General features: G+C 54.4%; 18 protein-coding genes and 1 riboswitch. Of the genes, 5 read left to right on the forward strand and 13 right to left on the reverse strand.

The window, feature by feature from the left end; all coding sequences use genetic code 11:
- Nucleotides 1-42: 42 nt before the first annotated feature.
- The 3 genes from AC3G2T_RS07040 to AC3G2T_RS07050 form a co-directional block, all read right to left on the reverse strand.
- Nucleotides 43-1449 carry a sensor histidine kinase gene (locus tag AC3G2T_RS07040; RefSeq protein ID WP_474684995.1) on the reverse strand — a complete coding sequence of 469 codons (1407 nt, stop codon included), beginning with the start codon at nt 1447-1449 and terminating at the stop codon, nt 43-45.
- Complete coding sequence (locus tag AC3G2T_RS07045; protein ID WP_474684994.1) at nt 1443-2150, reverse strand: response regulator transcription factor; 708 nt, start codon at nt 2148-2150, stop codon at nt 1443-1445. The genes AC3G2T_RS07040 and AC3G2T_RS07045 overlap by 7 nt, the downstream gene beginning before the upstream one ends.
- A gap of 245 nt (nt 2151-2395) precedes the next feature.
- Nucleotides 2396-4048 carry a glutamine--tRNA ligase/YqeY domain fusion protein gene (locus tag AC3G2T_RS07050; RefSeq protein WP_474684993.1) on the reverse strand — a complete coding sequence of 551 codons (1653 nt, stop codon included), beginning with the start codon at nt 4046-4048 and terminating at the stop codon, nt 2396-2398.
- 85 nt (nt 4049-4133) lie between these two features.
- On the opposite strand from AC3G2T_RS07050, the gene AC3G2T_RS07055 reads away from it, so the two are divergent.
- The gene (locus AC3G2T_RS07055; protein ID WP_474684992.1) at nt 4134-5363 is read left to right on the forward strand and encodes an aminopeptidase; all 1230 of its coding nucleotides are present in this window, start codon (nt 4134-4136) and stop codon (nt 5361-5363) included.
- 3 nt (nt 5364-5366) lie between these two features.
- Here AC3G2T_RS07055 and AC3G2T_RS07060 read toward each other — a convergent pair whose 3' ends face one another.
- Complete coding sequence (locus AC3G2T_RS07060) at nt 5367-6185, reverse strand: hypothetical protein (RefSeq protein WP_474684991.1); 819 nt, start codon at nt 6183-6185, stop codon at nt 5367-5369.
- Between the two features lie 168 nt (nt 6186-6353).
- Between AC3G2T_RS07060 and AC3G2T_RS07065 the strand changes: the two genes are divergently transcribed.
- From AC3G2T_RS07065 to AC3G2T_RS07075, 3 genes are all read left to right on the forward strand, one after another.
- Nucleotides 6354-7289 carry a helix-turn-helix transcriptional regulator gene (locus tag AC3G2T_RS07065; protein ID WP_474684990.1) on the forward strand — a complete coding sequence of 312 codons (936 nt, stop codon included), beginning with the start codon at nt 6354-6356 and terminating at the stop codon, nt 7287-7289.
- Nucleotides 7290-7365: 76 nt separating this feature from the next.
- A complete protein-coding gene (locus AC3G2T_RS07070; protein ID WP_474684989.1) occupies nt 7366-7866 on the forward strand; it encodes a DinB family protein in 501 nt (166 codons plus the stop codon).
- A gap of 805 nt (nt 7867-8671) precedes the next feature.
- A riboswitch (cyclic di-AMP (ydaO/yuaA leader) is annotated at nt 8672-8829 on the forward strand.
- Between the two features lie 142 nt (nt 8830-8971).
- Nucleotides 8972-10789 carry an APC family permease gene (locus AC3G2T_RS07075; RefSeq protein WP_474684988.1) on the forward strand — a complete coding sequence of 606 codons (1818 nt, stop codon included), beginning with the start codon at nt 8972-8974 and terminating at the stop codon, nt 10787-10789.
- A 278-nt stretch (nt 10790-11067) separates the two neighbouring features.
- Here AC3G2T_RS07075 and AC3G2T_RS07080 read toward each other — a convergent pair whose 3' ends face one another.
- From AC3G2T_RS07080 to AC3G2T_RS07105, 6 genes are all read right to left on the reverse strand, one after another.
- Nucleotides 11068-12264, reverse strand: coding sequence for a Ger(x)C family spore germination protein (locus tag AC3G2T_RS07080; RefSeq protein WP_488435012.1), 1197 nt, complete (start codon nt 12262-12264; stop codon nt 11068-11070).
- 38 nt (nt 12265-12302) lie between these two features.
- Nucleotides 12303-13400, reverse strand: coding sequence for a GerAB/ArcD/ProY family transporter (locus tag AC3G2T_RS07085; RefSeq protein WP_474684986.1), 1098 nt, complete (start codon nt 13398-13400; stop codon nt 12303-12305).
- On the reverse strand, nt 13384-14934 hold the full coding sequence (locus tag AC3G2T_RS07090; RefSeq protein WP_474684985.1) for a spore germination protein: 1551 nt from the start codon (nt 14932-14934) through the stop codon (nt 13384-13386). Before AC3G2T_RS07090 ends, AC3G2T_RS07085 begins: the two co-directional genes overlap by 17 nt.
- Nucleotides 14935-15355: 421 nt before the next feature.
- Nucleotides 15356-15679: a hypothetical protein gene (locus AC3G2T_RS07095; protein WP_488435013.1), complete on the reverse strand. Its 324-nt coding sequence runs from the start codon at nt 15677-15679 to the stop codon at nt 15356-15358.
- 169 nt (nt 15680-15848) lie between these two features.
- Nucleotides 15849-16724 carry an N-carbamoylputrescine amidase gene (gene aguB, locus AC3G2T_RS07100; RefSeq protein ID WP_474682546.1) on the reverse strand — a complete coding sequence of 292 codons (876 nt, stop codon included), beginning with the start codon at nt 16722-16724 and terminating at the stop codon, nt 15849-15851.
- Between the two features lie 27 nt (nt 16725-16751).
- Nucleotides 16752-17786: an agmatine deiminase family protein gene (locus AC3G2T_RS07105; RefSeq protein WP_474682545.1), complete on the reverse strand. Its 1035-nt coding sequence runs from the start codon at nt 17784-17786 to the stop codon at nt 16752-16754.
- A gap of 254 nt (nt 17787-18040) precedes the next feature.
- On the opposite strand from AC3G2T_RS07105, the gene AC3G2T_RS07110 reads away from it, so the two are divergent.
- The gene (locus tag AC3G2T_RS07110; protein WP_474682544.1) at nt 18041-21451 is read left to right on the forward strand and encodes an S-layer homology domain-containing protein; all 3411 of its coding nucleotides are present in this window, start codon (nt 18041-18043) and stop codon (nt 21449-21451) included.
- Between the two features lie 349 nt (nt 21452-21800).
- Here the strand turns inward: AC3G2T_RS07110 and AC3G2T_RS07115 are convergent, their stop codons facing one another.
- From AC3G2T_RS07115 to glpK, 3 genes are all read right to left on the reverse strand, one after another.
- Nucleotides 21801-22121: a hypothetical protein gene (locus tag AC3G2T_RS07115; protein WP_474682543.1), complete on the reverse strand. Its 321-nt coding sequence runs from the start codon at nt 22119-22121 to the stop codon at nt 21801-21803.
- Nucleotides 22122-22353: 232 nt separating this feature from the next.
- Complete coding sequence (locus AC3G2T_RS07120) at nt 22354-24060, reverse strand: glycerol-3-phosphate dehydrogenase/oxidase (RefSeq protein WP_474682542.1); 1707 nt, start codon at nt 24058-24060, stop codon at nt 22354-22356.
- Nucleotides 24061-24193: 133 nt separating this feature from the next.
- Nucleotides 24194-25687: a glycerol kinase GlpK gene (gene glpK, locus AC3G2T_RS07125; RefSeq protein WP_474682541.1), complete on the reverse strand. Its 1494-nt coding sequence runs from the start codon at nt 25685-25687 to the stop codon at nt 24194-24196.
- Between the last annotated feature and the right edge of the window lie 20 nt (nt 25688-25707).

Genomic DNA, 25707 nt, shown 5'->3' on the forward strand with positions numbered 1-25707 from the left:
ACGGTTTTTTACTATTTACCCCCATCATAGCGGAAAAATATGTCATAAGTTTGACTTCGGCGCAGGCGGCAGTTGAATCGAGAAAACTGTGCCTCTGCCGGGCATGGACTCCACCCGAATCCAGCCTCCGTGCGCCTCTACGATGCTTCTGCAAATGGCGAGGCCGAGGCCCGCGCCGGTGCGGTTGCGGCTTTCGTCCACCTTGTAGAACCGGTCGAATATATATGGCAGCTTCTCCGCCGGAATGCCGGGGCCGTTATCCCATACCTCGATCCAGCGTTCGCCTCTTAGCTCCTTCAAGCGGATTCCGGCCGTGCTCCCCGGCGGGATATGCGCGATTGCGTTGTCCAGCAAATTGATGAACACTTGCTTGATCCGGTCCGGGTCCATATAAAGTACGAAAGGAGCTTCCTGCGCCTCGACCCACAGCTCGATGGCGTTAGCCTTCGCTTTCATCGTCAGTCCGGTCGCTACGTCCTGCGCAAGCTCCGCAGCGTCCGCCTCGACCCGGCTCAGCGTCACCCGCTTCTCGTCAAAGGACGAAAGCTGCAGCAAATCGTCCACCAGCTGGCTGAGACGCTTCGTCTCGGACAGGGACACCTGGATAAAGTCGCGGGCGTCCGCGGGATCGACGACTTCATCGACGATGCCTTGCAGAGATGCGCGGATCGTCGTAATCGGCGTCCGCAGCTCATGCGAAATTTCCGAGAGGAAACGCTTGCGCCCCTCTTCGACTTTCTCAAGTTTGCCCGCCATCCGGTTGAGCGAACCTGCCAAAGAGGCGATTTCGTCTTTCCCGCGCACCGGCACCCGGCCGCTGAAATCCCCCGTCGCCAAAGCTTCCGCCGTTCGGCTCATAAGCTGTATCGGCTTCACAAAATGCCGCGAAACGGCGTACAGCACGATCCCCGCCATCAGCGCGATTAGAACGGCGGACATCATAATCGCCTGGTTGATCCCGCCGATCACCCCCTGGATGCTGCGCAGCGGGGTATACAGGAACAGACCGCCGGCAACCTTGTTATCCAGCAGGACCGGTTGTCCGACAATCAGCATATTCACTTTGCTGTTCTGGGTAAAGGGGCCTTTGACCGTAATTTGTTCGCCGTTAAGCACGCTCTGCACCCATTCATTGCGTTCCGGCACTTCCCCCAGCGGGATGATCTTTTCTTGATTGACACTGGGATGCCTGATGACGGAAACCCGCACTTCGGACGTTTTTTCCAGAGCGGTGATTTGTCTGCGAAACTCCTTTTGCGTGGTAGATCCGTCAAACAAGCCTTTGGCAAGTTCCTCGACCTGGCCGATCTTTTCCTGAAGCAGCTTCTCGCTGTGCTCGTACGTTTTCTGCCTCATGGTATAGCCGATCGTAGCCGCGATCGCGAGGATCGAGACGAGCGTAATAGCCATGTAAACAAACAGCAGCTTCCGGTAAAAAGAATTCAGCATGAGTCCGCTCCCTCGAATTTATAACCGATGCCCCATACGGTGCGGATATTCCACTCATTGTCTTTTTCCGTCATCGCCTTCAGCTTTTGCCGGATGCGCTTGATATAGACATCGACCACGCGGTCGTCGCCGTCAAAGTCCCAGCCCCATATTTTCGAAATCAAATCTTCCCTGGAGAACACCTGATTCGGAAAACGGGCGAAAAACAGCATGAGGTCATATTCCCGTTTCGGCAGCGATACTTCTTTGCCATCAACCGTGACTTCATGCGAGATGGCGTCGATGCGCAAGCTGCCGAATTCGTAAACATCCGTTTTGACGGGAGTTTCCAGCCGGCCTGACGCTCTGCGCAAAATGCTCGTAATACGGGCGACAAGCTCGTTCGGATCGAACGGCTTGACCATATAATCGTCGGCTCCCATTTGCAGCCCTTCGATCCGTTCTTCCACCTGTCCTCTGGCGGTCAGCATCAGGATGGGCACGTCGCTTTTGGCGCGAATCTGATTGCAGACACTCCAGCCGTCCTGCTTCGGCAGCATCAAATCCAGCACCACAAAATCCGGATTCAACCGTTCGAACAGTTTCAGCGCGGCATCGCCGTCGTGCGCCGTTTCCACTTGAAAACCGCCCTTCTCCACATAGAGCTTGGTAATGCGGCAAATGTTCACGTCATCGTCAACGATCAAAACGGTTTTCTTCATCGTGCCCTCCTTGTCTCTCCGTCGCAACCTGTCTGGTTCCATTATACTTCGTTCAAACCCAAATTTCACGAATCGCGGGTCTGAACAAGAAACTGGACTTGCGACCGATTTCAAAGCCGTTTTCATGATTTATTTTCATAAAAGAGGGAGGCACGTTACAAAGTTGTGAACGATTTTGACCAAAACGGCGAAAAAAAGCTGCTCCCGCAGTCATCGGAGGATGACGGAGGAACAGCCTTGTGGTTTTATACTTCAAATGAACTTTTGAGCGAGACGATCAGGTTGAACACGAGACGGTCGACGGTCGTATGCTTCGGATCCACGTTGAAATAACCGTGACGGAAAAATTGGAACTTGTCATGCGCCTTCGCCTGCTTCATGTTGTCTTCGACGAAGCCTTGCACGATTTGCAGCGAGTTCGGGTTCAGCTTCTCCAGGAAGGAGGCGGCGTCATCGTCGTTATCGTCCAGAATAAGCGGCTCATACAAGCGGAATTCCGCAGGAACCGCGTGTTTGGCGTCCACCCAATGGATCGTGCCTTTCACTTTGCGGCCGGTAAATCCGCTTCCGCTCTTCGTTTCGGGATCGTATGTGCAGTGCAGCTCGACGACTTTGCCGTTCTCGTCCTTAATAAAATCGTTGCATTTGATGAAGTAAGCGTGCTTCAGACGCACTTCGTTGCCGGGAAATAGGCGGAAATATTTGTTCGGCGGATTTTCCATGAAATCGTCCTGCTCGATGTAGATTTCGCGGGAGAACGGAATTTGGCGGTGGCCCATTTCCGGATTTTCCGAATTGTTTTCCGCATCCAGCATTTCGGTCTGATCTTCCGGGTAGTTCGTAATCACGACTTTGAGCGGGTTCAGAATGCCCATCGTGCGCAGCGCCTTCAGCTTCAAATCCTCGCGGATGAAGTGCTCCAGCATTTTGCTGTCGACGACGCTGTAGCTTCTCGCTACGCCGATTTCACGCGCAAAATTGCGGATCGCTTCAGGCGTATAGCCTCTGCGGCGCAGCCCCGAGATCGTCGGCATCCGCGGGTCGTCCCAACCGTCAACCGCTTTCTCGTCGACGAGGAGCTTGAGCTTTCTTTTGCTCATGACGGTATTCGTCAGGTTGAGCCGTGCGAACTCGTACTGTCTCGGCACGTTCGGCATCTCGCATTCGCGGATCACCCAATCGTAAAACGGGCGCTGATCCTCGAACTCCAGCGTGCAAATGGAATGGGTCACGCCTTCGATCGCGTCTTCCAGCGGGTGGGCAAAGGCGTACATCGGGTAGATGCACCATTTGTCCCCTGTATTGTGGTGATGCGCGTGAACGACGCGGTAGATGACCGGATCGCGGAAGTTGATGTTCGGCGATGACATATCGATCTTGGCGCGGAGCACCTTTTCGCCATCCTTGAATTCGCCTGCGCGCATCCGTGCGAACAGGTCCAGATTCTCCTCCACGCTGCGGCCCCGGAACGGGCTTTCTTTGCCGGGCTCGGTCAGCGTTCCGCGGGATTCGCGGATTTGCTCGGCCGTTTGGTCGTCTACATAGGCAAGGCCCTTGCGGATCAAGACGAGCGCGCGGTTGTACATTTCCTCGAAGTAGTCGGAGGCAAAGAACAAGCCGTCCCATTGAAAGCCGAGCCAAGCCACGTCCTCTTTAATGGATTCTACATACTCCGTATCTTCCTTAACCGGATTCGTATCGTCAAAACGCAGGTTGGTCAAGCCTTTGAACTCGTCGGCCAGCTCAAAATTGAGGCAGATCGACTTCGCGTGCCCGATGTGAAGGTATCCGTTCGGCTCCGGGGGGAATCGGGTGACGATCTGGCTGACTTTGCCTGATTGCAAATCTTCGATTACAATGTTTTTAATGAAATTGGATGGAGTGCTCTTCGTTTCCATTGATGCCAGCCTTTCTCCCTCGGGTTTAAAGTTTTATTTTCTATCATACACTAATTCTTAGCAAAATATAAAGGAGCCAGCGCCGATGGAGAATTTTGAGTCCAATTTGGATAAATATGCAGAGCTTGCCGTAAAGGTGGGCCTGAATGTACAGCAAGACCAGACGCTCGTTATCATGACGCCGATATCTTGCGCCGATTTTGTCCGTAAAGTAGCCAAGAAAGCTTATGAAGCGGGGGCAAAAGACGTCGTCGTCGATTGGGACGATGACGAAGTGAAGGCGATCCGCCTGAAGCACGCGCCCGAGTCATCCCTGCTGGAATACCCGATGTGGAGAGCGAACGGGCTGGAAGAACTGGCCAAAGGCGGTGCAGCCTTCCTCCAGATCTACGCGCCCAATTCGGACTTGCTCACGGATATCGCCCCGGACCGCATCGCTACGTCCACCAAAACGGCCGCCGCAGCCCGGGAAGGCTTCCTGAAGTACCTGCGCAACAACCAGGTGAACTGGCTGCTCGTTTCCTTCCCGACGCCGGAATGGTCGGCCAAGGTATTCCCCGGACTTGGCGAAGCCGAGCGGATCGAGAAGCTGTGGGAGCAGATTTTCACGCTCACCCGCGTCAATACTGCCGATCCTGTGGAGGCATGGAAGCGGCATTTGGCCGTGCTGACCGGCAAGCAGCAAATGCTGAATGCGAAGAGATTCAAGCAGCTGCATCTGCAGTCGCCGGGAACGGACCTCTACATCGAGCTCGCTTCCAAGCATGTGTGGGTTGCCGCAGGCAGCGACACCGAAAGCGGCATTCCGTTCGTTCCGAACATGCCGACGGAGGAAGTGTTTACGATGCCGCGCAGGGACGGCACGAACGGAACCGTGCGCAGCACGCTGCCGCTGAGCTATCAGGGCTCGCTGATCGACGGATTTACTTTGACGTTCGAGAACGGCAAAGTTGTCAAGGCGACGGCGGAGAAAGGCCAGGAAGTGCTGAACAAGATACTGGACATAGACGAAGGAGCCCGGTACCTGGGCGAAGTCGCTTTGGTGCCGCATAATTCGCCGATCTCCCGCTCCGGCATTATTTTTTACAATACGCTATTCGATGAGAACGCATCCTGCCACGTCGCGCTGGGCAATTCCTACCCGTTCACGATCGAGGGCGGATCGGCGATGAGCGCCGAAGAGCTGGCCGAGCACGGCTATAACAAAAGCTTGATCCACATAGACTTCATGATCGGCTCGGCCGAAATGGATATCGACGGCATTACGGAGGATGGAACCCGCGAACCCCTGTTCCGTAAGGGCAACTGGGTATAAGCGCTACAGCGATTTCTTCACCTTCGAAGAAACGAGCGCCCACTTGCCTTCCTTCCACTTCCAGATCGACAATGCATAACCTAGCGTATCGGCGTCAGCCATGCCTGCGATTCTTTGAACGCCTTTCAGTTCGCATACGCCGTCCTGATCGGCATCCATCGTCTGCAAGTCGCTGTACGGATTAACGCTAACGAGAAACGGTTTGACAAGCATGCCGTTTTTGTATACGCCGGACTGATCGTAATCCTGCTTTTTCTCCTTGAGGTCGATTTTGAAAGATTTGCCCGTTTCTTCGATTTTCAGCTTTACCACGTAGTTATGCTTGAACTTCGCCGTCACGCGAAGCGGCTCAGGGACCGGCAGGGCTGTGGGCACATTATTTTGCAGCGAATAGATGTGGGAACGGGACGCTCCGCCGCTGCCGCCGGTTTCTGCGGAGACATAAATTTCGGGCAGCTTGTCGCCGTTGAAATCGCAGAACCGCATGTTCGGGTTGTGGCCTCCCTGCAGCGGAATCACCACCTGATTCCGGCCTTGGCCGCCGGTTACGACAACGAACAGCCTGGAAAAATACGAGCCCGCAGCGTCCGCCTTCGTTCCGCCCAGCGCCACCAACTCCGGCTTGCCGTCGCCGGTCACATCGATTTCTCTCGTCTGCAGCAGCAGGCCTTGTTCCGCCCCCGCCCCCGCTCCCGGCCCCGGGGTTGACGGCTCCCGGCGCTCTTCCGCCGCTGCCGCGTTTATCCCCTGCAAGGCTAAGCCGCTTAATAACACTCCGACCGCCGCTGCATGCAGGGCGGTTTTCGCTATTTTTCTGAACAATGCGCTCCACTCTTTTCCTTTTGAATTCGTAGCGGTCTTATTTTTTCTAATTTTTCCATCAACTATTCGGAATAAGGATGGGCTTTGCAAATCTAATTTCCAAAAGGATTCGCCCATCCCCGAATCGAATTGATTGAGAACTAAAATTTTATGGATGAGGTGCGACCATTGAAGCTTGATCGTCTGCTTGCAATAACGATGCTGCTGCTGAACCGTAAACGAATCTGCGCCAAAGAGCTGTCGGAGCGCTTTGAGGTATCGCTGAGAACCGTATACCGCGATGTGGAAACGATCAATCAGGCGGGCATTCCGATCGCCTCTTATGCCGGCGCAAACGGCGGCTATGAAATTATGGACCAGTACCGGCTGGAGCGGCAGTTTCTCACGCTTGAGGAGCTGCAATCGATTATTACCGGGCTCAAAGGCATCCGCTCCAGCATCGGCGAGCAAGAAATCGGAGGCCTGCTGGACAAAGTAGGCGCGCTGGTCGCCAAGTCCGAGCAAAAGACGGTGTCCGAGCTGCACAATCACCTCGTCATCGATATGAATCCGTGGCACAGAAGCAGCGCCGAAAAAGAGAAGCTGCAGTCGCTGCGCCACGCAATCCGCCAAACGAAGCTTATCCGCTTTCAATACACGACATCCCAAAGCGAGCTTTCCGAGCGCACCGTCGAGCCTATGGGCATCGTCATCAAAGGCTTCGGCTGGTATTTGCACGCCTACTGCCTGCTGCGGGGCGATTACCGCGTCTTCCGCTTATCGCGCATGAAGGACATCGCCATGCTTCCCGAGACGTTCGTGCGCAGGCCCGAGACGCTGGAGACGCTGTCCTATAAGATAGGCAAAAGGCCCGAGGCGTCCTACGTCAAACTCCTCCTGCACATGCAGCCGAATGTCCGCGCTCAGGTGGAAGACTACTTCCATCCCGAGCAAATTACGGCTCAGCCTGACGGCACGCTGCTCGTCACCGCGGTCCAGCCTGACGAGCCCTGGCTGTACGGCATGCTGCTCAGCTACGGCCCCAGCCTGCGCATTCTGGAGCCCGCGCACATCGCCGGCATCGTCAAAGAAAAAGCGCAGCAAGTCGCCGCGCTCTATTCCTAAAAAACACTGACAACCTGTTGTCAGGGAGGCTCCTTTATACTAAGGCTATTACGCATAACAAGGAGGCTTCTCCCCCATGATTACATCGATTCAAGCGTTCGCAGCCGAATGGAGCAACGAAACCAAAACCACACAGCGCGTGCTGGACGCGCTCACCGACGCATCTCTGAGCCAGGGAAGCGAGTCGAACTTCCGTCCGCTGGGACAGATCGGCTGGCATATCGCCACGACGATCCACGAGATGCTTTCGCGGACAGGCCTGCAGTTCCAGGCTCCCGAAGGCGAAGAAAAAGCCCCCGCTTCCGCCGCGAAGATTGCTGATACTTACCGCGCCGCTTCGCAAGCGATGCTGGATGCCGTGCAGTCGCAGTGGACGGACGCCAAGCTCCACGAGTCCACCGACATGTATGGCGAACAGTGGCCGAACGGCCTGACGCTGCGCGTCCTCATTTCGCACGAAATCCATCATCGCGGCCAGATGATCGTACTGATGCGGCAGGCCGGACTGTCCGTGCCGGACATCTACGGGCCGACCCGCGACAACTGGATCGAGTGGGGCAAGCAGCCGGTCCTGTAGGAGCCGTCCCCGAGCCGCCTCAGCGCGTTGATCGAGTCGCGACACATGGCCGACCGACCGCCGTCATGCAGCGCAACACCGCGCGCTGGGAGCTGCGCGCGGTGCGTTTGTGTGGGGCGCTGTTGCTGCTCTCGGTGCGTTTGGACGGGGCGCTATTACTGCTCTCGGTACGTTTGTGCGGGCGAAGTTGCTGCTCTCGGTGCGTTTGTGCGGGCGCTGTTGCTGCTCTCGGTGCGTTTGCGCGGGCGCTGTTGCTGCTCTCGGTGCGTTTGTGCGGGGCGCTATTTTTGGGGGAACAGTCGCTTTTCCTGGGCGGGCAGCCGCTTGATAGGGGAAAAGCCTGCGAAAGTGCAGGTTTTTTCTGCGAAATTGGCTTATTTGGGCGAAAAGCCTGCAAAAGTGCAGGAATTTTCGCTGAAAGTGAACCTGAGCCCGTGTCCCCGCTGAAAAGCCTGCACTTTTGCAGGAATTCTTCGTAGGCAGCGATCAGTGACGCAAATTCATGTATTTTTGCAGGTTTTCTTGATGCAGCCAGGCAGATTGGGGCTATCACCTCATGACGCAGGTTTTTTTTCAACAACCCGATGCGGTCCGGGAAATATTCCGGACCGCATCTTTTTTCAATTTTCACGAAAACGAATGAAAATGCTATCTTGAGTGCGAAAATGTAAGATTCGCGTTTATGTAAACGCTATCTTTAGGTTTTGTGATATGCTGCCGGGTATTTAAAGCCAACTTCCAACCTTTACTTAAGTTCCTTTCAGGCGTATTATTCAAAACGTAGTTCATTTAGTACAATCATATGAATCCTTTATCGCTGAATTTCCTAAGGAAAACGGGGGAACCAATGAGGCGTTCATTGCCTTTGGGGTGAATCGCGTACGGACGGCATCCGTGCGTGTAGGGCTACTCTCAGAGTCCGAATCCGACAGCTAACTTCGTAAGCGTACTATGGGAGAGGGATGAATCCGTGCTGCTTATTTCGTGAGCCACAGGGTCAGACCCTGTGGTTTTTTGCTGCCAAAAATAGCCCTGCGGCAGTCGCGGACAAGTGAAACTACTTAATTCAGGGGAACATACAGGAAAGCGCCGGTGGAGGGTAACTATGGTAAACAGATTAAAAAGAATGCTGATCGGGAGACCGATGAAATCCCACGAAATCGAGGACGAGAAGCTGACGAAAATCAAAGCGCTTGCCGTCCTGTCATCGGATGCGCTGTCTTCCGTCGCTTACGGCACCGAGCAAATTTTGCTCGTTTTGATGACCCTCGGCTTTGCCGCCGTTTGGTACTCCATCCCGATATCCATAGCCGTATTGGGGCTGCTGACCATTCTGGTCCTGTCCTACAGGCAGACCATATACGCCTATCCGTCGGGCGGGGGCGCGTACATCGTAGCCAAGGATAATCTTGGCGTAGGCACAGGGCTGGTCGCAGGCGGGTCGCTGCTGGTCGATTACATTTTGACGGTAGCCGTCAGCTCGTCCGCGGGCACGGATGCGATTACGTCCGCTTTTCCGGCACTGCACGATCATCGCGTGCTGATTTCTTTGGTCATGATTTTATTTCTTACGATCATGAATTTAAGAGGCATTGCCGAATCCGCATCGGTTCTCGCACTGCCGGTCTATTTGTTTGTCGCCGCCATTTTTCTTCTGATCGTATCGGGTCTGTTCAAGTACCTCACGGGCGGCATTCATGCGGAGGTTCCCGAGATCGGAAGCGTTGTGAGCAATGTGAGCTTATTTCTGCTGCTCAAAGCTTTCAGTTCCGGCTGCTCCGCGCTGACCGGGGTAGAGGCCGTGTCCAACGCGATACCGAACTTCAAAGCTCCTGCGGAGAAAAATGCGGCCAAAACATTGATCGCCATGGGCGCCATTCTGGGCAGCATGTTCATCGGCATCAGCCTGCTTGCCTACTGGTACGGAATCAAGCCGTCTCCGGAAGAAACGGTCGTTTCGAAAATCGCCGAAGCCACGTTCGGACGCGGGGTGCTGTACTACTGCATTCAGGGCGTGACAGCGCTCATTCTCTTCCTGGCGGCGAATACGGCTTACTCGGCTTTCCCGCTGCTGGCCTTCATGCTCGCCAAAGATAAGTTCATGCCGCACATGTTCAAAGTCCGCGGAGACCGTCTCGGCTTCTCCAACGGGATCATCATGCTGGGCGTACTGTCCGCTTTGCTGGTCATTCTCTTTCACGGGAATACGGAAAACCTGATCCCGCTTTATGCAGTCGGGGTGTTCATTCCGTTCACCTTATCCCAGTTCGGCATGATGGTTCGCTGGATCAAATTGAAGCCTGCCGCGTGGATCGTCAAGTTCATCATCAATACGATCGGGATGATCACTACGCTCACGATTACCCTGATCTTTATTTTCACCAAATTCAGCCAGGTTTGGATGGTTTTCATCTTTCTGCCGATCGTCATTTTCCTGTTCTTCCGCATTCACAGCCACTACATGAACATCGCTAATGAATTGCGCGTAAATCTGGAAAAGGATAAGCCGGAAATCAAGGGAAGCACCATCGTCATTCCCGTTGCCGGCATTACCCGGGTCGTACTCAATTCCATCAGCTACGCCAAATCGTTAACCGATAATGTCGTTGCCGTCTACGTCGGCTTTGACGACGATGAAATTCACAAAATGGAAGAAAAATGGGAAGAGTGGAATCCCGGAGTCCGACTTATCGTGCTGCGTTCCCGCTACCGGAGCGTCATGAAGCCTCTGATCAAATTTATCGAAACCGTGGAGTGGAAAACGGCGGAGACGGATCATATCACCATCCTGATTCCGCAATTTATTACAAAACATTGGTGGCAAAATCTGCTGCATAACCAGACGAGCCTGCTCATTCGGGCTTATCTGTACACGCAAAAAGATATCGTTATCGCTACGGTTCCTTTCCGCTTGCATCGTTAACCGTTCATGCACCACCGGGGCAGGTGCCGCTTCGGTCAATCTAACCCAAGCAGATTGGCCAGTGGTTTGAACAACGGCATAATCCAGGCACTTGGCCCCGGCAGGTCCGGTTTGAACAAAAGAATAATGGATAATAGGCAGGCGGCCAAAGTAATACCTCCGGCCACCGCCTTCTCCTTCACACCGATACCCGGCGCACCCGAAGACAAGCCGAAATAGACAATCAGAGCTACGCATACGATACCGGCTACTGCAAGGCTTTTCAGAAGCGTCCCTCCTTATTTCTTGCGGATTTTATCGGCGGGCATTCCTTGAGGCAAGTCCGATTTGCCGACTCGCGTAATTTCGGTCCGAATGCTGACATCTACCGGCAGTTCCCTGAACATTTCAGCCCACTCCTGCTTGTTCTTTGCCCATTCCCGCGGATAATGGTTCCGGAATAGATCGGCGAAACCGAACGCATCGATTTGCAGCTTTTTTTGAGCGTTCGCCAGCGTGGACTCGACAGTTTCCGCGAGCTGCGCTTTCCACGCCTCCTTCGCTTTCCGGATGAACTCGATACTCATGTTGTTCGTATTCGTCGTGTTCAGAATCAAGTCCCCGGATATCTGAATATCGACGTTCATCCGCCACTCTCCGGCGTGAGTTATTTTTGGAGTGATGCGCGAGTTCGCTTGGATCAGATGAACCGCCACCACTCCTTCCACACCTTGCAAATCGAAGGAAAAGTTCATCGTCTCCAGCTCGTTGCGGAGAAGCAGCAGCCCGATCGTATCCGTCTTGCCCAGCATGCTCGCCAGCTTGTCCTTGCCGAACACCGCCACCCCGTTGATGGCGGTCGTCATCTGCATCGGTCTGTTCACCTGCTTCCATGAGATCGGATCGACAATCGTCAGCACGGCGGATTGGCTGTCCCCTTCCACCATCTGCGTCAGCCGCTTCAGCGTAACAAGCATGCCGAGCTTCATATTGCCCATCTCCCGAAGCTCCTCCGACGTGCTGCGCTCAAGAAGCGGCTGAAGATCCAGCACGGAAATGGCTGTTCCCGGTGTAACATACACATAAGCGTGTTCCCGGAACTGCAAATATCTGAGAAAAAAATCAAGATAGGGGCGGATTCCTTTCTCCGCCGCTTCTTTTCCGAACACGATCACCTCGCTGTGCCCCCAGAACAAATAGCGCGACAATTTGCGCTGCAGCTCGATCATTGCCTCGTCAATGCTCTTGCCGGTCCCTTTGCGCAAAAGCGTAGCCCCGGTTACATTACCGCCGCTCCCTCCCGTACTGCCTTGCGGGCCGCCTCCCGCTGCCCGGGGAATGAAGATTTGCGCCGACAGTTCGACCGCTCCGCTTGGAGTCACGTCCACTCCCGTGGCGAGCACGATGGCCAAATCATTGATTTCCTTCCTGTCCCAGCATCCCGGCAAAGCCAGCAGCAGGGAGAGGATCAGGACGACCCGGCCCCCTCGCTTCACGAACGATCGCCCGCTCTTCCTGCCCGTTCTCCAGACGCTCATTCGGGCGAAGGGGATCGGCTGTTCCGTATTGCCGCGACAAGCAGCAGAAGGCCGGGCAGCAGGATCAGAGCGATCATCGTGTACAAGTTGCCGACGGCGCTGAGCAGGCTGGCAATCTCGCTCTGATTGGATGCAACCCAGAACGAAAAGGCCACCGTCAGGAAAGCCAACGGGAACACCAGGGGCCGGTAGTCCTTCAGGTTCAGCAATTGGGCGACGGAGACGGAGTTCAAATAGAGAAATAAAGAAACTTTTATCAGTATCCCGGTAATCCAAATGGCAATGATCACGGCCTCCAGGTGCTGCAAAAAGTCCGCATAGCTAATATAACGGGCCGCTATCATAACCGGATAGGCGAGCCTGTCCGTTACGTCGCCGAACAGAAACAGACAGGAAATATTGACGGCCACCATCGTGAAGGTTGTCACACCCAGCGAGATCAGGGAAACCCGCCATACGCGGTCCCGGCCGGTAACGTAAGGAAGGAAAAAGCTGAGTAAAACGTATTCGCTCAGCCAACTGGCCGGAGCCACCGCGCCTTTGAAAATGGGCTTCAGCCCCTTTTCCGCAAACGGAAGCCATTCGTCGGTTTTCCACTCGGGAATCAGCAGCAGCAGAATAATAACCAGCAGGGCCGCCATCAGCGTCACGAGAATGACAGCGGACCGGCCCAGCACTTCGATCCCGCTGACAACATTGAGGGCGCAGACGAAAATAAGACTGCCCATAACGACAAAAAGCGGCGTCTGCGGAAGAATGGCGCTCAGAATAAACTCCCCGTATTCTCTCAGCACGGTTCCGTTCAGTTGAGCCAAGTAGAACACAAAAAACAGACCGAACAGTTTCCCCGGAACTTTGCCCAAAATCAGAACGCTCGATTCGATGGGAGACAGCTGAGGATGACGAACGTTCAGACGGTAGGCTATAAAGATCGCCAGCAATCCTACGGTAGAAGCCAGCAAAGGCGTCATCCACATGTCGTGGCCCGCGTAGCTCATCGTTACGCTGGGGACGCTGAGAACCGCTGTCGCAAGGATGGTCGGGAACATGATCGCGCTCATCTGCAGGGGGGTAATTCTACCTTGTTCCATCATCGCCCTCACCTCTTTTCAAATCGACATTCCCCCGACTGGGCTTCTCCGGCCACGGTCTGGCGCCCGACAGCTCGGGACTGCCCGTACCGCTCCAGACCGGAGAGCGCATGAACACGTCCTTGAATTCACGCAGCCGGGTCGGTGTGACCGGAGTTAAATACGGAAGCCCGAATGAGCGGAGCCTGCACAAATGAATGATCATAACGATAAAACCGAGCATGACACCAACGAGACCGAGCGTGCCGGCCAAAAACATGATCGGGAACCGGAGCAGCCGCGGCGGAATGCCGAGCGAGTAACGCGGAATCATAAAGGAAGAAATCCCCGTAATCGCAACGACGATAACCATGGGCGCGGATACGATCCCCGCCGATGTAGCCGCCTGCCCGATAACAAGCGCCCCGACGATGCTGACGGCCGAGCCGACCTGCTTCGGAAGCCGAACGCCCGCCTCCCGCAGAGCTTCGAACGTAATCTCCATAATCAACGCCTCAATCAGCGCCGGGAACGGAATTTCCTCCCTCGATTTGGAAATATTGAGCAGCAGCACGGTCGGAATCATCTCTTGGTGAAACGTAGTAATCGCTATATAGGCAGACGGCAAAAGCAGCGAAATGACAAAAAAAACGTAACGAAGCCAACGGACAAACGTGCTTACCAGAATATTTTGATAATAGTCCTCGGGCGACTGCAGCAGCGAAAACAGGCCGATAGGCGCCACCAGCGCAAATGGGGTGCCGTCGATCAGAATGGCGACCCGCCCTTCCAGCAGGTTAGCACACACGACATCCGGTCGTTCCGTCGGCAGCAGTTGAGGAAACGGAGAGAACGGATTATCCGATATCCACTCCTCGATCATTTCGCTTTCCAAAATTCCCTTGGCCTGAATAAGTTCCAGGCGGCGGCGTATCTCCTTTACCAGTTCCGGATTGGCCAAATCTTTTATATACGCGATGATAATATCCGTCTTCGAATGGCTGCCGACGGATAGGTTCACCGTTTTCAAATTGGGCGTTTTGAGCCTCCTGCGAACGAGGGGCAGATTGACCCCGATTCCTTCGGTAAACCCTTCCCGCGGTCCCCGAATCGTCGATTCGGCAACAGGCTCCTGGACTTGGCGCTGATCCAGCCTTATAAGATCGAACGACCAGGCGGTCATAGAACCGTCCAAAAACAGGACTGGATAGCCTCCACAAATTTTGTTCACCGTTTCATTAATCCCGGTATGCTCCGAAAGCGACGCCGTATGAATGCGCTCCTGCAGAAATCCGTCGTATAATTCGAACTCCTCGTCAGCGAGCATGGCAAGCGGCGAAAGCACCTGCTTTTCCAACGCGAACTGGTCCGAATACCCCCGGACGTATACAACGCAGCAGCGGACGGAGTCCGATATAGAAAAGGCGTGGAATACAATATCGTAGCAATCTTCAAAGACAGATTGAAGGTAGGATATATTGTCATCCAGCGATTCCGACAACTCCACATCGCAATCGTCGGCCAAGCTGGAAGGGGCGGAAGGAACGGCCTTGGGCATATCTGTTCATCTCCGATGTCTGGGAATGTATACTTGACTACCCCCATTATTCCCATTCGGCAGGGCTGTAAACGTTCGACAACTGCGGATGGGGAGAACGAACCGCGGCAAGCGTAACGTGAATAGAAGGACCAAAGGCTTTTTTGCATCGTTAGGGGATGCACCCGCAAAGGAAGGCGCTGCCGAAGCGATGTTTTAGAGGTCGATCGGATAACCGGACAGCCTAAGGCAACACCGGCTATGCACGGAAAAGTTGCAAAATCTCCCGTAATGCCGTGGACGTCACTCCACAGAATGAAAACTAATCAGGCCTACTGCGAAAACCCGCATGCTTCGAGGCAGCATACCTTTGGCAACGCGCGGAAAACCTGAACCCCCCATAACGCCGTGGACGTCATCCCACAGAATGAAAATACCAGGTCTACTGCAAAAAACTCGCATGCTTTGAGGCAGCGTACCTCTTGGCAACGCGCGGAAGACCTGAACCCCCCATAACGCCGTGGTCGTCACTCCACAGAATGAAAATACCAGGTCTACTGCAAAAAACTCGCATGCTTTGAGGAAGCGTACCTCTTGGCAACACGCGGAAAACCTGCAAAAGTACATCTTTTTCCTCGTTGGTAGGCCTGCAGCGAAATATTCCTGCAAAACTGCAGTTTTTTGCGCTGAAATTCACGCTCAGACCCGTCTGGATCAAAAATTCCTGCACAATCGCAGGCTTTTCGCCAAAACGAACCACTTTCATGGAAAAAGCCTGCACTTTCGCAGGTTTTACGGACGTGTGGAGGGCGGCGGGCAGAAACGTCGCAGGTTTTACGGATGCGCGGAGGGCGGCGGGCAGTATGGTCGCGGGTTTTGCGGGCGGCCCCTTCCCCCCAAAAAAAGGCCGTCCCTCGAAAGGGACGACCCGCGCTTTAAAGTACTTGCTCGCCATCGTATGTGGCGATTGTTTTGTACAGATCCGGACGCCTGTCGCGGAAAATGCCCCACTCGATGCGCTGCACTTCCAGCAGATCGAGGTCGAATTCGGCCACGAGCACCGTCTCTTCCGCACGGCCCGCCTCGGCGACCATGTTGCCGGCATTACCGGCAATAAAGGACGAGCCGTAGAACGTGATGCTGGAATCATCGTCCTCTTCCAGACCGACCCGATTCGAGGCAATGACCGGAACCAGATTGGACGCGGCGTGACCCCGCATGCACATCTGCCAGTGGTCCTTGGAGTCGATCGAGCCATCCTGCGGTTCCGATCCGATCGCCGTCGGGTAGAACAGCAGCTCCGCGCCCATCAGCGCCATGCATCTCGCCGCTTCCGGATACCACTGATCCCAGCATACGCCTACGCCAATTTTGGCATAGCGCGTTTTCCACACTTTAAAACCGGTATCCCCCGGGTTAAAATAAAATTTTTCTTCATATCCGGGACCGTCCGGAATGTGGCTTTTGCGGTACAGGCCCAGCACTTCGCCGTCCGCATCGATAACGGCAAGCGAATTGTACCTTGCATTATTCTTTTTCTCGTAAAAGCTGATCGGCAGGACCACCTGAAGCTCCTTGGCGATCGCCTTGAAATGATTGACCGCTTTATTCTCCTCAAGCTCGGTCGCGTAGCGGTAATAATCGGACTTCTCCTTTTGGCAGAAGTACGGCGTTTCAAAAAGCTCCTGAATCAAAATAATTTGCGCGCCTTGCGCCGCGGCTTGTCTGACCAGTGCTTCCGCTTTGCGGATATTGTCATCGATATTCCAGGAGCAGCTCATTTGTGTCGCCGCTACCGTCACTTTTCTCATGGGAGTCACCTCTTTCGTTTTCCACAATTACATTCTGCTGCTTGCAGGCATCTGCTGCGTGGTGCAATGCACATTGCCGCCCTCTTTAATAATCGCCATGCCGTTGATCGTGCGAATTTTCCGGTCCGGGAACGTTTGGCTCAGCACTTGAACAGCCTTGCGGTCCGTTTCTTCCGCAGCGCCGCCGAATATCGGCAAAATAATGCCGCCGTTGACAAAATAGAAGTTCAAATAACTCAGCGTCAGCCTGCTGTCCCCGAATACGGCTTTCGGAGGCTGCTCAATCGGAATCACTTCCAGCTTGCGGCCTTTGGCATCTACAGCCTCGCTCAAAATGCGCAAATTCTCCTGCGTAATCTCGTAGTTCTCATCCGCGGGATCGTGGCACACCTGCATAATGATTTTGCCCGGCGCCGCAAAACATGCGACATTATCCACATGACCGTCCGTCTCGTCGCCGCTTAGCCCGTTTTTCAGCCAGATGACTTTTTCAGCGGCGATAAAATCGGTTAAGTAAGCCTCAATCTGCTCTCTGCCGAGATCGGGATTGCGGTTCTCGTTCAGCAGGCATTCCTCCGTCGTCAGAACCGTGCCTTCACCGTCCACATGAATCGAACCGCCCTCCAGCACCAAAGGCGCGTCGAAGCGCTTCACCCGGTAATGCTCAAGAATTTGCGGAGCGACCGCGTCGTCCAAATCCCATGGAGAATATTTGCCCCCCCACGCATTAAAACGCCAGTTCACACCGGCAATTTCCTGCTTATCGTTGAGAACGAACGTCGGTCCGTTATCCCTGAACCAGGCATCGTTATGTTCGATGGCAAGAAACTCGATCCGGGAATTATCAAACAGCTCCTTGACCCGTTCGGCTTCTGCGGGGTTCACAATAACCGTAACCGGCTCAAATTCGGCAATCGCCCGTACCAATTCCGCATAACCTTCACTCACGGCAGCGTAGTCTTCCGGATAAACCATCGACGCCTCCACCGGCCACGAAATAAACGTCCGCTCATGGTTAACCCATTCCGCAGGCATCGTATAACTAAGTTCTTTTGGGTTCATTCCAGCCAACTCGCTTTATCATAAAATTTTGTATAGGACGCATACCACACTGTCATTCATCATATAACAAAAGCTTCTCCGTCTCAATGAGGCGGGGAAGCTTGGCATTCGATTCGTAGCTAGGGAATCCCGAAATTTTCCTAATTTTTATTTTACAGACAAAGCATAGTCAACGTATAATTATTTGGGCCTATGCCACGTAGTTTTATCGGACTATTATCTATAACATCTTTAGTTTGGAGGAAGCACTCATCATGTTGTTTGCCAGAACCCGCGAGATCCTCTCCACAGCTGCAGCGGCCACCTTCCTGTTGGCCGGCATACTGCCTTTCGCTGTTTATGGAGAAACGCCTGAAACTTTCACAGACACCGGAGAATCATACGCAAAGCAAGAAATCACTGCCTTGGTGAAACAAGGAATCCTATCCGGATATGAAGACGGAACATTCAAGCCTGGGCAAAAAATGAGCCGGGCAGAGCTGGCCAAAGTGCTTGTGCTTTCTTTAGGACTTTCCGAAGATCCGACAAAAGCCGCTCCATTCGCCGATGTTGCGCCAACAAGCTGGTATCGGGGATATGTTGGCGCTTTGGTATCATCCGGGATTACACAAGGCACATCCGAAAACGCATTTTCCCCGGACGCGGAGGTGACAAGGGAGCAATTGGTCGTCTTTTTTGTAAGGGCTATGGGATTGGAAAAAGAAGCGGACAAAATCCCTACGGATAAGAAACTCACTGACCTTTCGAAAACGGCTGATTGGGCAAGACCTTATGTCTCGCTTGCTTCACAAATCGGTCTGGTGCAAGGAACAGACAATCCGGACGGCACAGTCAGCTTTCATCCTGAGCAATATGCGGATCGACAAGCTCTGGCTAAGCTGGCTTATGAATTGAAAACGAATAAAACGATTTATACGACCAAAGTCCAACAACTGGCAGGACAGCCCCCTCAAACGGCAGCCTTAACCGTCGTCGGCTTAAGCGCCACGAACAACACCACCATTGAGGTTACGTTCAGCCAAGAACTTAAAAATGCCAATAAAGACGACTTTGCTTTTGACAACGATTTGAAAGTAACAGCCGCTTCCTTGAAACCGGGCGATAGCAAAGTTGTCGTTCTCACCACAACTTCCCAGCAATCAGGCAAAACTTACGCCTTAACCTTCAACGGCAAAATCAGCGGTAAAACGGTGGTCGGAACATCCAGTATGTTTGGCGGCGGTGGTGGTGGTTTCGGTGGTGGTTTCGGTGGTGGCGGTGGTGGAGCCGTGGTGCCTGCCGTCCCTCAAACTCCTGCAGCATTGCTGGCCAGCGGCGGCGCGGTTGGCACTGTAACTGTAGATGCTTCCGGAATTTACGGGCCCGCAAGCGGTTCCAGAACAACCGTTCAAAATCTGATTGTTAACCCGGGAAAAGACGGCGAAGTCACTCTGCAGAACATTGATCCCGAGCAGCTGGAGATTCAATCCGGAAGTGTAAATTCGATTAAGCTGCTGAATAGCCATGTGAAAAAGCTGAAAATCAACGCCATCAACAATGAAGGCCGCCATGTACGCATCGAAGCCAAAGACGGCGGTATCGTCGATAACACGGAAATCGGCTCACAGGCGATTCTGGAGTCATCTTCCGCTACAGGCAGCTTTGGCGCCATCAAGCTCATTACCGCCGCAGCGGGGAAAACCATCGTGCTGAGAGGCACTATCGCCAGTGAAGTGACGGTCGAAGCCCCGAACTCTTTAATCCGGCTTGAGACGCCTACGCTAGGCAACACCATGCCGACAAACGTCAAAAAATTAATCCTCGCCCCTGTCTCGACGGGCTCTTCCGTACAGCTGTCGTTTGCCACCAGTCTTACATCGCTGCAAGCCGATACCGATGTGAACATTACCGGAGATACTGACGCGATTGTCAGAGTCTTGACCGGAGGCAGCGGAGAAGTGACGCTGGACCCATCCAAAATGCCCGAGTTGAAAGAGAGCGCTCTCGGCTATTTCAATTATTTAGTCAATTCCATGTACGCGAATTTAAATGACCTTTCCGAGATCGACAGCCAAGTCGATACGATTCAACGATCCATTGATATGGCCAAGAAATGGGGAGTGACTGACACGGAGCTCGGCGGCGGTATCGCATTATTCAATGAATTCAAAAGCTCGACATACGCGTTGCGACAAGCTTTAGCCGATTTTCAATTGACATTCGCGGACGGAGACTCCGCTTCTTCAGTAACAAAGCACATTACTTTTCCTTCACTTGATTTAAAAGATGCGACAATCGCTTGGAGTACCAGCGATTCCGGCATTCTTTCACTCTGGTGGATGCATCGTCCCGCTTCAGGAGCTGGGGATAAAGAAGTTACCCTTACAGCCAATGTTTACTACCATGGAACCATTATCATTAAAAAAACGTTTACCGTGACAGTCAAGCAGCAGGTCGGACATGTGGCCGCGCTGAGGCCTTTGCGGTCCGATTTGGTATTAGCCGAATTCGACACAGATGTTGCCAACCCTTCTGCGGAACAGTTCAAGTTTGACAACGGCTTGACTGTAGCAGGCACAACCCATTACCCGCAATTTCCGAATTGGGTTATATTGACCGTTAATCCGCAGCAGGCCGGTACCGTTTATAAACTGACTTATAAATCCGAGCCGACCGAAGCATCCTTTACGGGAAGCACGGCTTCACTTTGCAATGAAACCGTCTGTACAGAAGCGGCCATTCCTATTCCCGGCGTGATGGTCAAGGGCTCTGTGCTCGGAACCGTTCTCGATTATTGGGGCAAACCGGTCTCCGGCGCTACCGTAACCTTAAACGGAGGTAACAGGACCGCAACGACCGATTCACAAGGCAATTTTCGCTTTGATAACGTTGATCCCGGCGTGACTTATTCGGTTACAGCAACCAAACCCGATTATAGCACGGCAACGTCCTCCAATTTTGCGATAGCTTCGGGCGAGCCGTACCGGGTGAATCCAATCCAGGTATATACCACTCCTGATCCGGTAACGTTTAACACTCCGATCTACTATGCGGAGACGAAAACCGTCTATCTGAGCTGGCACACCAACTCGCCATGGGGCATATCGGCATTCAAAGTTTATAAAAACAATGAGTTAATTGCCGACAACGTCGCTTCGTCTGGATTTTCCATTGATTCTGTTCAACCGGGACAGGCCTATACCTTTGCCGTGGAAGTTTGCAATGACGCGGGATGCTCAGCCCCTGTATCGTTGACATATACGGTACCAATCACCCTGGAAATAAACAGTGTGACACCTTACGATTCCGTGTCCAAGCAAGTCTATGCGCCATTAACCATGAATAGCGGAGATCACTACTACGAATTGCCTCCCGCGGCTCAGAATGCGGATTCCGTTTTGGTTACGTTCAAGGACCAGGATAATGCCGCCGGAACATCCAATTCGCCTTTAATCGGACAATTGGACTATTCCAATCTACAAATCGGCAGCACTAGAGGGGGAACGGCATTTGAAGTCTTAAGTATCGAAGGACAAACATTTTTGAAAATATCTTTACTAAAAACAACCTTTCCTTCCAATATCCCATACACAACCTATTATGCCGCGGGATTGAAGTACACTTTGAAAGGAACGGTAAATAACGTTGACGTTATATACCTCACGTTGCTAAGTGTGAAGCAATAAATGGAGCAAAACCTTTTGGCCCGAAACCATCCTGGCGGCGAAAAATAGTTTCAAGTGATCGACCGACCGCCGTCATGCAGAGCAACACCGCGCACCGGGAGCTGCGCGCGGTGCAAGCCGCTGCGGTCGCCGCAAAGCGCCTTGATACGCTAGCCCATTGCGTGGGCGCAATGCAAGCGGCCGCATCTTCACAATTGGAAGATACCCCTCTCCCAAAAATAAACGCCAGGTTCAGCGGCAATTTGATTCGCTAATCCGAATGGCAATGCACTATCCAACCTGGTGAAAAAGGGGATCGCCCGGCCGCCTCAATCACTTGTAAGCCTGACGTTCGGAGCAAGACCGGGAATCAGGCAAACGGCAGCCCTAAAAGCTTGCTCGTAAAGGGTCGGCTTGGAGGCCGATACGGAAAAAACACGCAAAATCGGCCTGCCGAGCCGCCCCCTCGTAAGCAAAAGGGCAGAAAACCTGCAAAAGTCATAGCCGAAACGCACAATCTGCTGACTGCCGGAGAAAACCTGCATAAGTCAGAATCGATGGGCACGATCTGCTCACCGCCAGAGAAAACCTGCAAAAATGCAGTTTTTTGCTCGTTGATACGTTGGAAACAAAAAATTCCTGCAATTATACAGGCTTTTTTAACCGAAAACGGGCTCAGGTTCACATTCATCTAAAATTCCTGCACAATCGCAGGCTTTTCACCAAAATGAGCCATTTTCGCCAAAAAAGCCTGTACTTTCGCAGGCTTTCTCGCTCTCACCCCGTACAAGACGGGACCATCGAGTCTTCGGGTGGCTTCAGCGAAAAGCATACATAAGGCGGAACCTCTCTCGGTTACGCCGACGATAGGGTAAAAAAAGCTTCCTTCGCCGGTTTCCCGGCGTTAAAGGAAGCTTTTGCTTTTATTCCTCCAGCGGCTGCACGGCGTCATGGAGCAGCCGCTCCAGCTCCGCGGTGCGGGCCTCTGTCAGCGCTTCGCTCCAGCCGAAGCGCTCCGCCATGAAGGCGATGACCGGCGCCTTCCACTGCTTTGCCCACGCGATGTCGAAGAAGAGGGCGCCCGTGCGGCGGACGAAAAAGTCCGCCGGCGTCACCGCCATCTCGCGCTCGATCGCGTACACGAGCGCAGCGAGCACCGCGGCGGGCATGCCCCGCTCCGCCGCTTCGGCCTTGTGCTGCTCCAGCAGCCCGAATACGGCGTCCACATTGGAGCCGTATCGGCGCGCGAGCAGCGCGGCCTCGGCCTCGGTCAGCCCCAGGCGCATGCCCTGGCTGACCGAGGCCGTAACAAACGGCGCCAGCTGCGCCGGGCCGCCCACATCACCGCCGGAGATCGGCAGCGTGCGGGTGCGGCTCGGCGGCACGGCCGCCGTGCGCCCTTCCGTCGCCAGCATGGCGGCGACGCGGTCCATGACCGTCTCCGCCATCTTGCGGTAGCCGGTCAGCTTGCCTCCGGCCATCGAGATGAGGCCGGAGTCCGAGACGAAGATTTCGTCGCGGCGCGAAATCTCCGAAGGGTCTTTGCCCTCTTGGTGGATCAGAGGGCGCAGCCCGGTCCAGCTCGATTCGACGTCTTCCACCGTCAAACCGAGGGACGGGAACATCCCGCCGACCGCCTGCAGCAAATAGCTGCGGTCGGCCGCCGTCATGCGGGGATGGGCCGTATCCCCGCTGTAGTTCGTATCCGTCGTCCCGACGTAGGTTTTGCCGTCCCGCGGGATGGCAAACACCATCCGCCCGTCCGGCGTATCAAAATAAACCGCCTGCCGCAGCGGAAAGCGGCGCTGGTCGAACACCAGATGCACCCCTTTGGTCAGGTGCAGCGTCTTGCCTTTTTTCGATCCGTCCATCTCTCTCAGCTCATCGACCCACGGGCCGGCGGCATTGATGACTTTTGCCGCATAGATCCGGTAGGAGCCGTTCTGCGCGCCGCCTGCCGCCTGATCGACGACGCGCACGCCGGCCACCTTGCCGTCGCGGACGATCAGTTCTTCCACTTTCGCGTAATTTACCGCTAAAGCTCCGAGTTCCACGGCTTTTTTCAGCACCTCGATCGTCAGCCGCGCATCGTCCGTGCGGTATTCGACGTAGTAGCCGCCGCCCTTGAGCCCTTTTTTGCCCAGCAGCGGCTCGTGAGCAAGCGTCTCCTCCCTGCCAAGCATCCGCCGCCGTTCGCTCCGCTTGACCCCTGCGAGATAATCGTAGACGCGCAGCCCTAACGAGGTCGAGAATTTGCCGAATGTCCCTCCCTGATAAAGCGGCAGCAGCATCCACTCCGGCGTCGTCACATGCGGCCCGTTCTCGTACACGATAGCCCGCTCTTTGCCTACCTCCGCAACCACCTTTACATCAAACTGCTTCAGATAGCGCAGACCGCCATGCACCAGCTTCGTAGAGCGGCTCGACGTGCCCGCGGCGAAGTCCTGCATCTCGACCAGCGCCGTCCGCAGTCCGCGGCTTTGCGCGTCCAAAGCGATGCCCGCGCCGGTTATGCCTCCTCCGATGACGATCAAATCAAATTCCCGCTCCGCCATGGCGTTCAAAACGCCGAGTCTTTCCAAACCCGAAAATTCGCCGGTAAGTTTAATCCTCTCCGTACCCATTGTCATGATGGTCTCCCTCCCAAGGTCCCCAAGCAAAAAAACCACAACATACCTGTTACGCATACACGTACAGGCTGCTGTGGTTTCTCCTGGTCTCCAACCGTTTATTAACTTGTCATTACTATACCACGTTTCGCGATTATTTAAAAGCGATTGCCGCCTGCACCGCTTTTTTCCATCCCCCGTACAGCTTCTCCCGGACTGCCGGCTCCATCTGCTGTTCAAATGTCCGGTCCACCTGCCACTGAGCGGCGATTTCGGCCTGATCCCGCCAGTAGCCGACGGCCAGACCGGCCAAATAAGCCGCGCCGAGGGCGGTCGTTTCACGGATGCGCGGCCTCTCGACGGCAACGCCCAGCAGATCGCTTTGGAACTGCATGAGGAAGCTGTTGGCCACGGCCCCTCCGTCGACGCGCAGCTTGGTCAGGGCAATTCCCGAATCGCTTTCCATCGCTTTCAGCACATCTTTGCTCTGAAAAGCAAGCGATTCCAGCGTCGCCCGCACAAAATGCTCTTTCGAAGTGCCTCTCGTAAGGCCGAATACGGCCCCGCGCACCTCGCTATCCCAATATGGAGTGCCCAACCCGACAAAAGCCGGCACCACGTAGACGCCCTCGGTCGAAGCGACGCGTGTCGCATACTCCTCCGTATCTTTCGCCGACTCGATCAGCCGCAGACCGTCCCGCAGCCATTGAATCGCCGAGCCGGCCACAAAAATGCTGCCTTCCAGCGCATACTCCACTTTGCCGTTCAAGCCCCAGGCGATGGTCGTCAGCAGCCCGCTGCGCGACGGAATCCGCCGCGCGCCCGTATTCATCAGCATGAAGCAGCCCGTGCCGTAAGTGTTTTTGGCCATCCCCTGCTCAAAGCAAGCCTGCCCGAACAAAGCCGCCTGCTGATCGCCCGCCGCGCCTGCTATCGGTATCGAAGCGCCGAAAAAGTGGCTCTCCTCCGTATATCCGTACACTTCGGAGGAAGAGCGCACCTCCGGCAGAAGCGCCGCCGGAATGTCGAGCAGAGCGAGCAGTTCCTCATCCCACTTCAGCTCGCTAATGTTGAACAGCATCGTCCGGGAAGCGTTGGAATAGTCCGTGACATGAACCTTTCCTCCCGTAAGCCGCCAAATCAGCCATGTATCGATCGTGCCGAACAGCAGATCGCCGCGCTCCGCAGCCGCTCTTGCTCCTTCCACATGATCTAGAATCCATTTGATCTTGGTCGCGGAAAAATAAGCGTCCACCAGCAGCCCTGTCCGCTCCTTGATCATGTCCTCCAGCCCCTGCGCTTTCAGCTCGTCGCAAATGGCCGCCGTTTGGCGCGATTGCCAGACAATCGCCCGGTACACCGGCATGCCGGTTTGGCGCTCCCATACGACGGCCGTTTCCCGCTGATTCGTAATGCCGATTCCGGCAATCTGCTCCGGCCGGACGCCCGACTCGGCGAGCACCGTCGCAATGACGCCCAGAACGGACAGCCATATTTCGTTCGCATCATGCTCCACCCAGCCCGGCTGCGGGAAATATTGCCGAAACTCCAACTGCGCGGAATGCGCTATATTTCCTTGCTTATCAAATAAAATCGCTCTTGAACTCGTCGTCCCCTGATCCAGGGACAATATATAGGTTGTATCCACTTATACAGCCTCCATGTCAT

Source organism: Paenibacillus sp. sgz302191 (genome assembly GCF_057749925.1).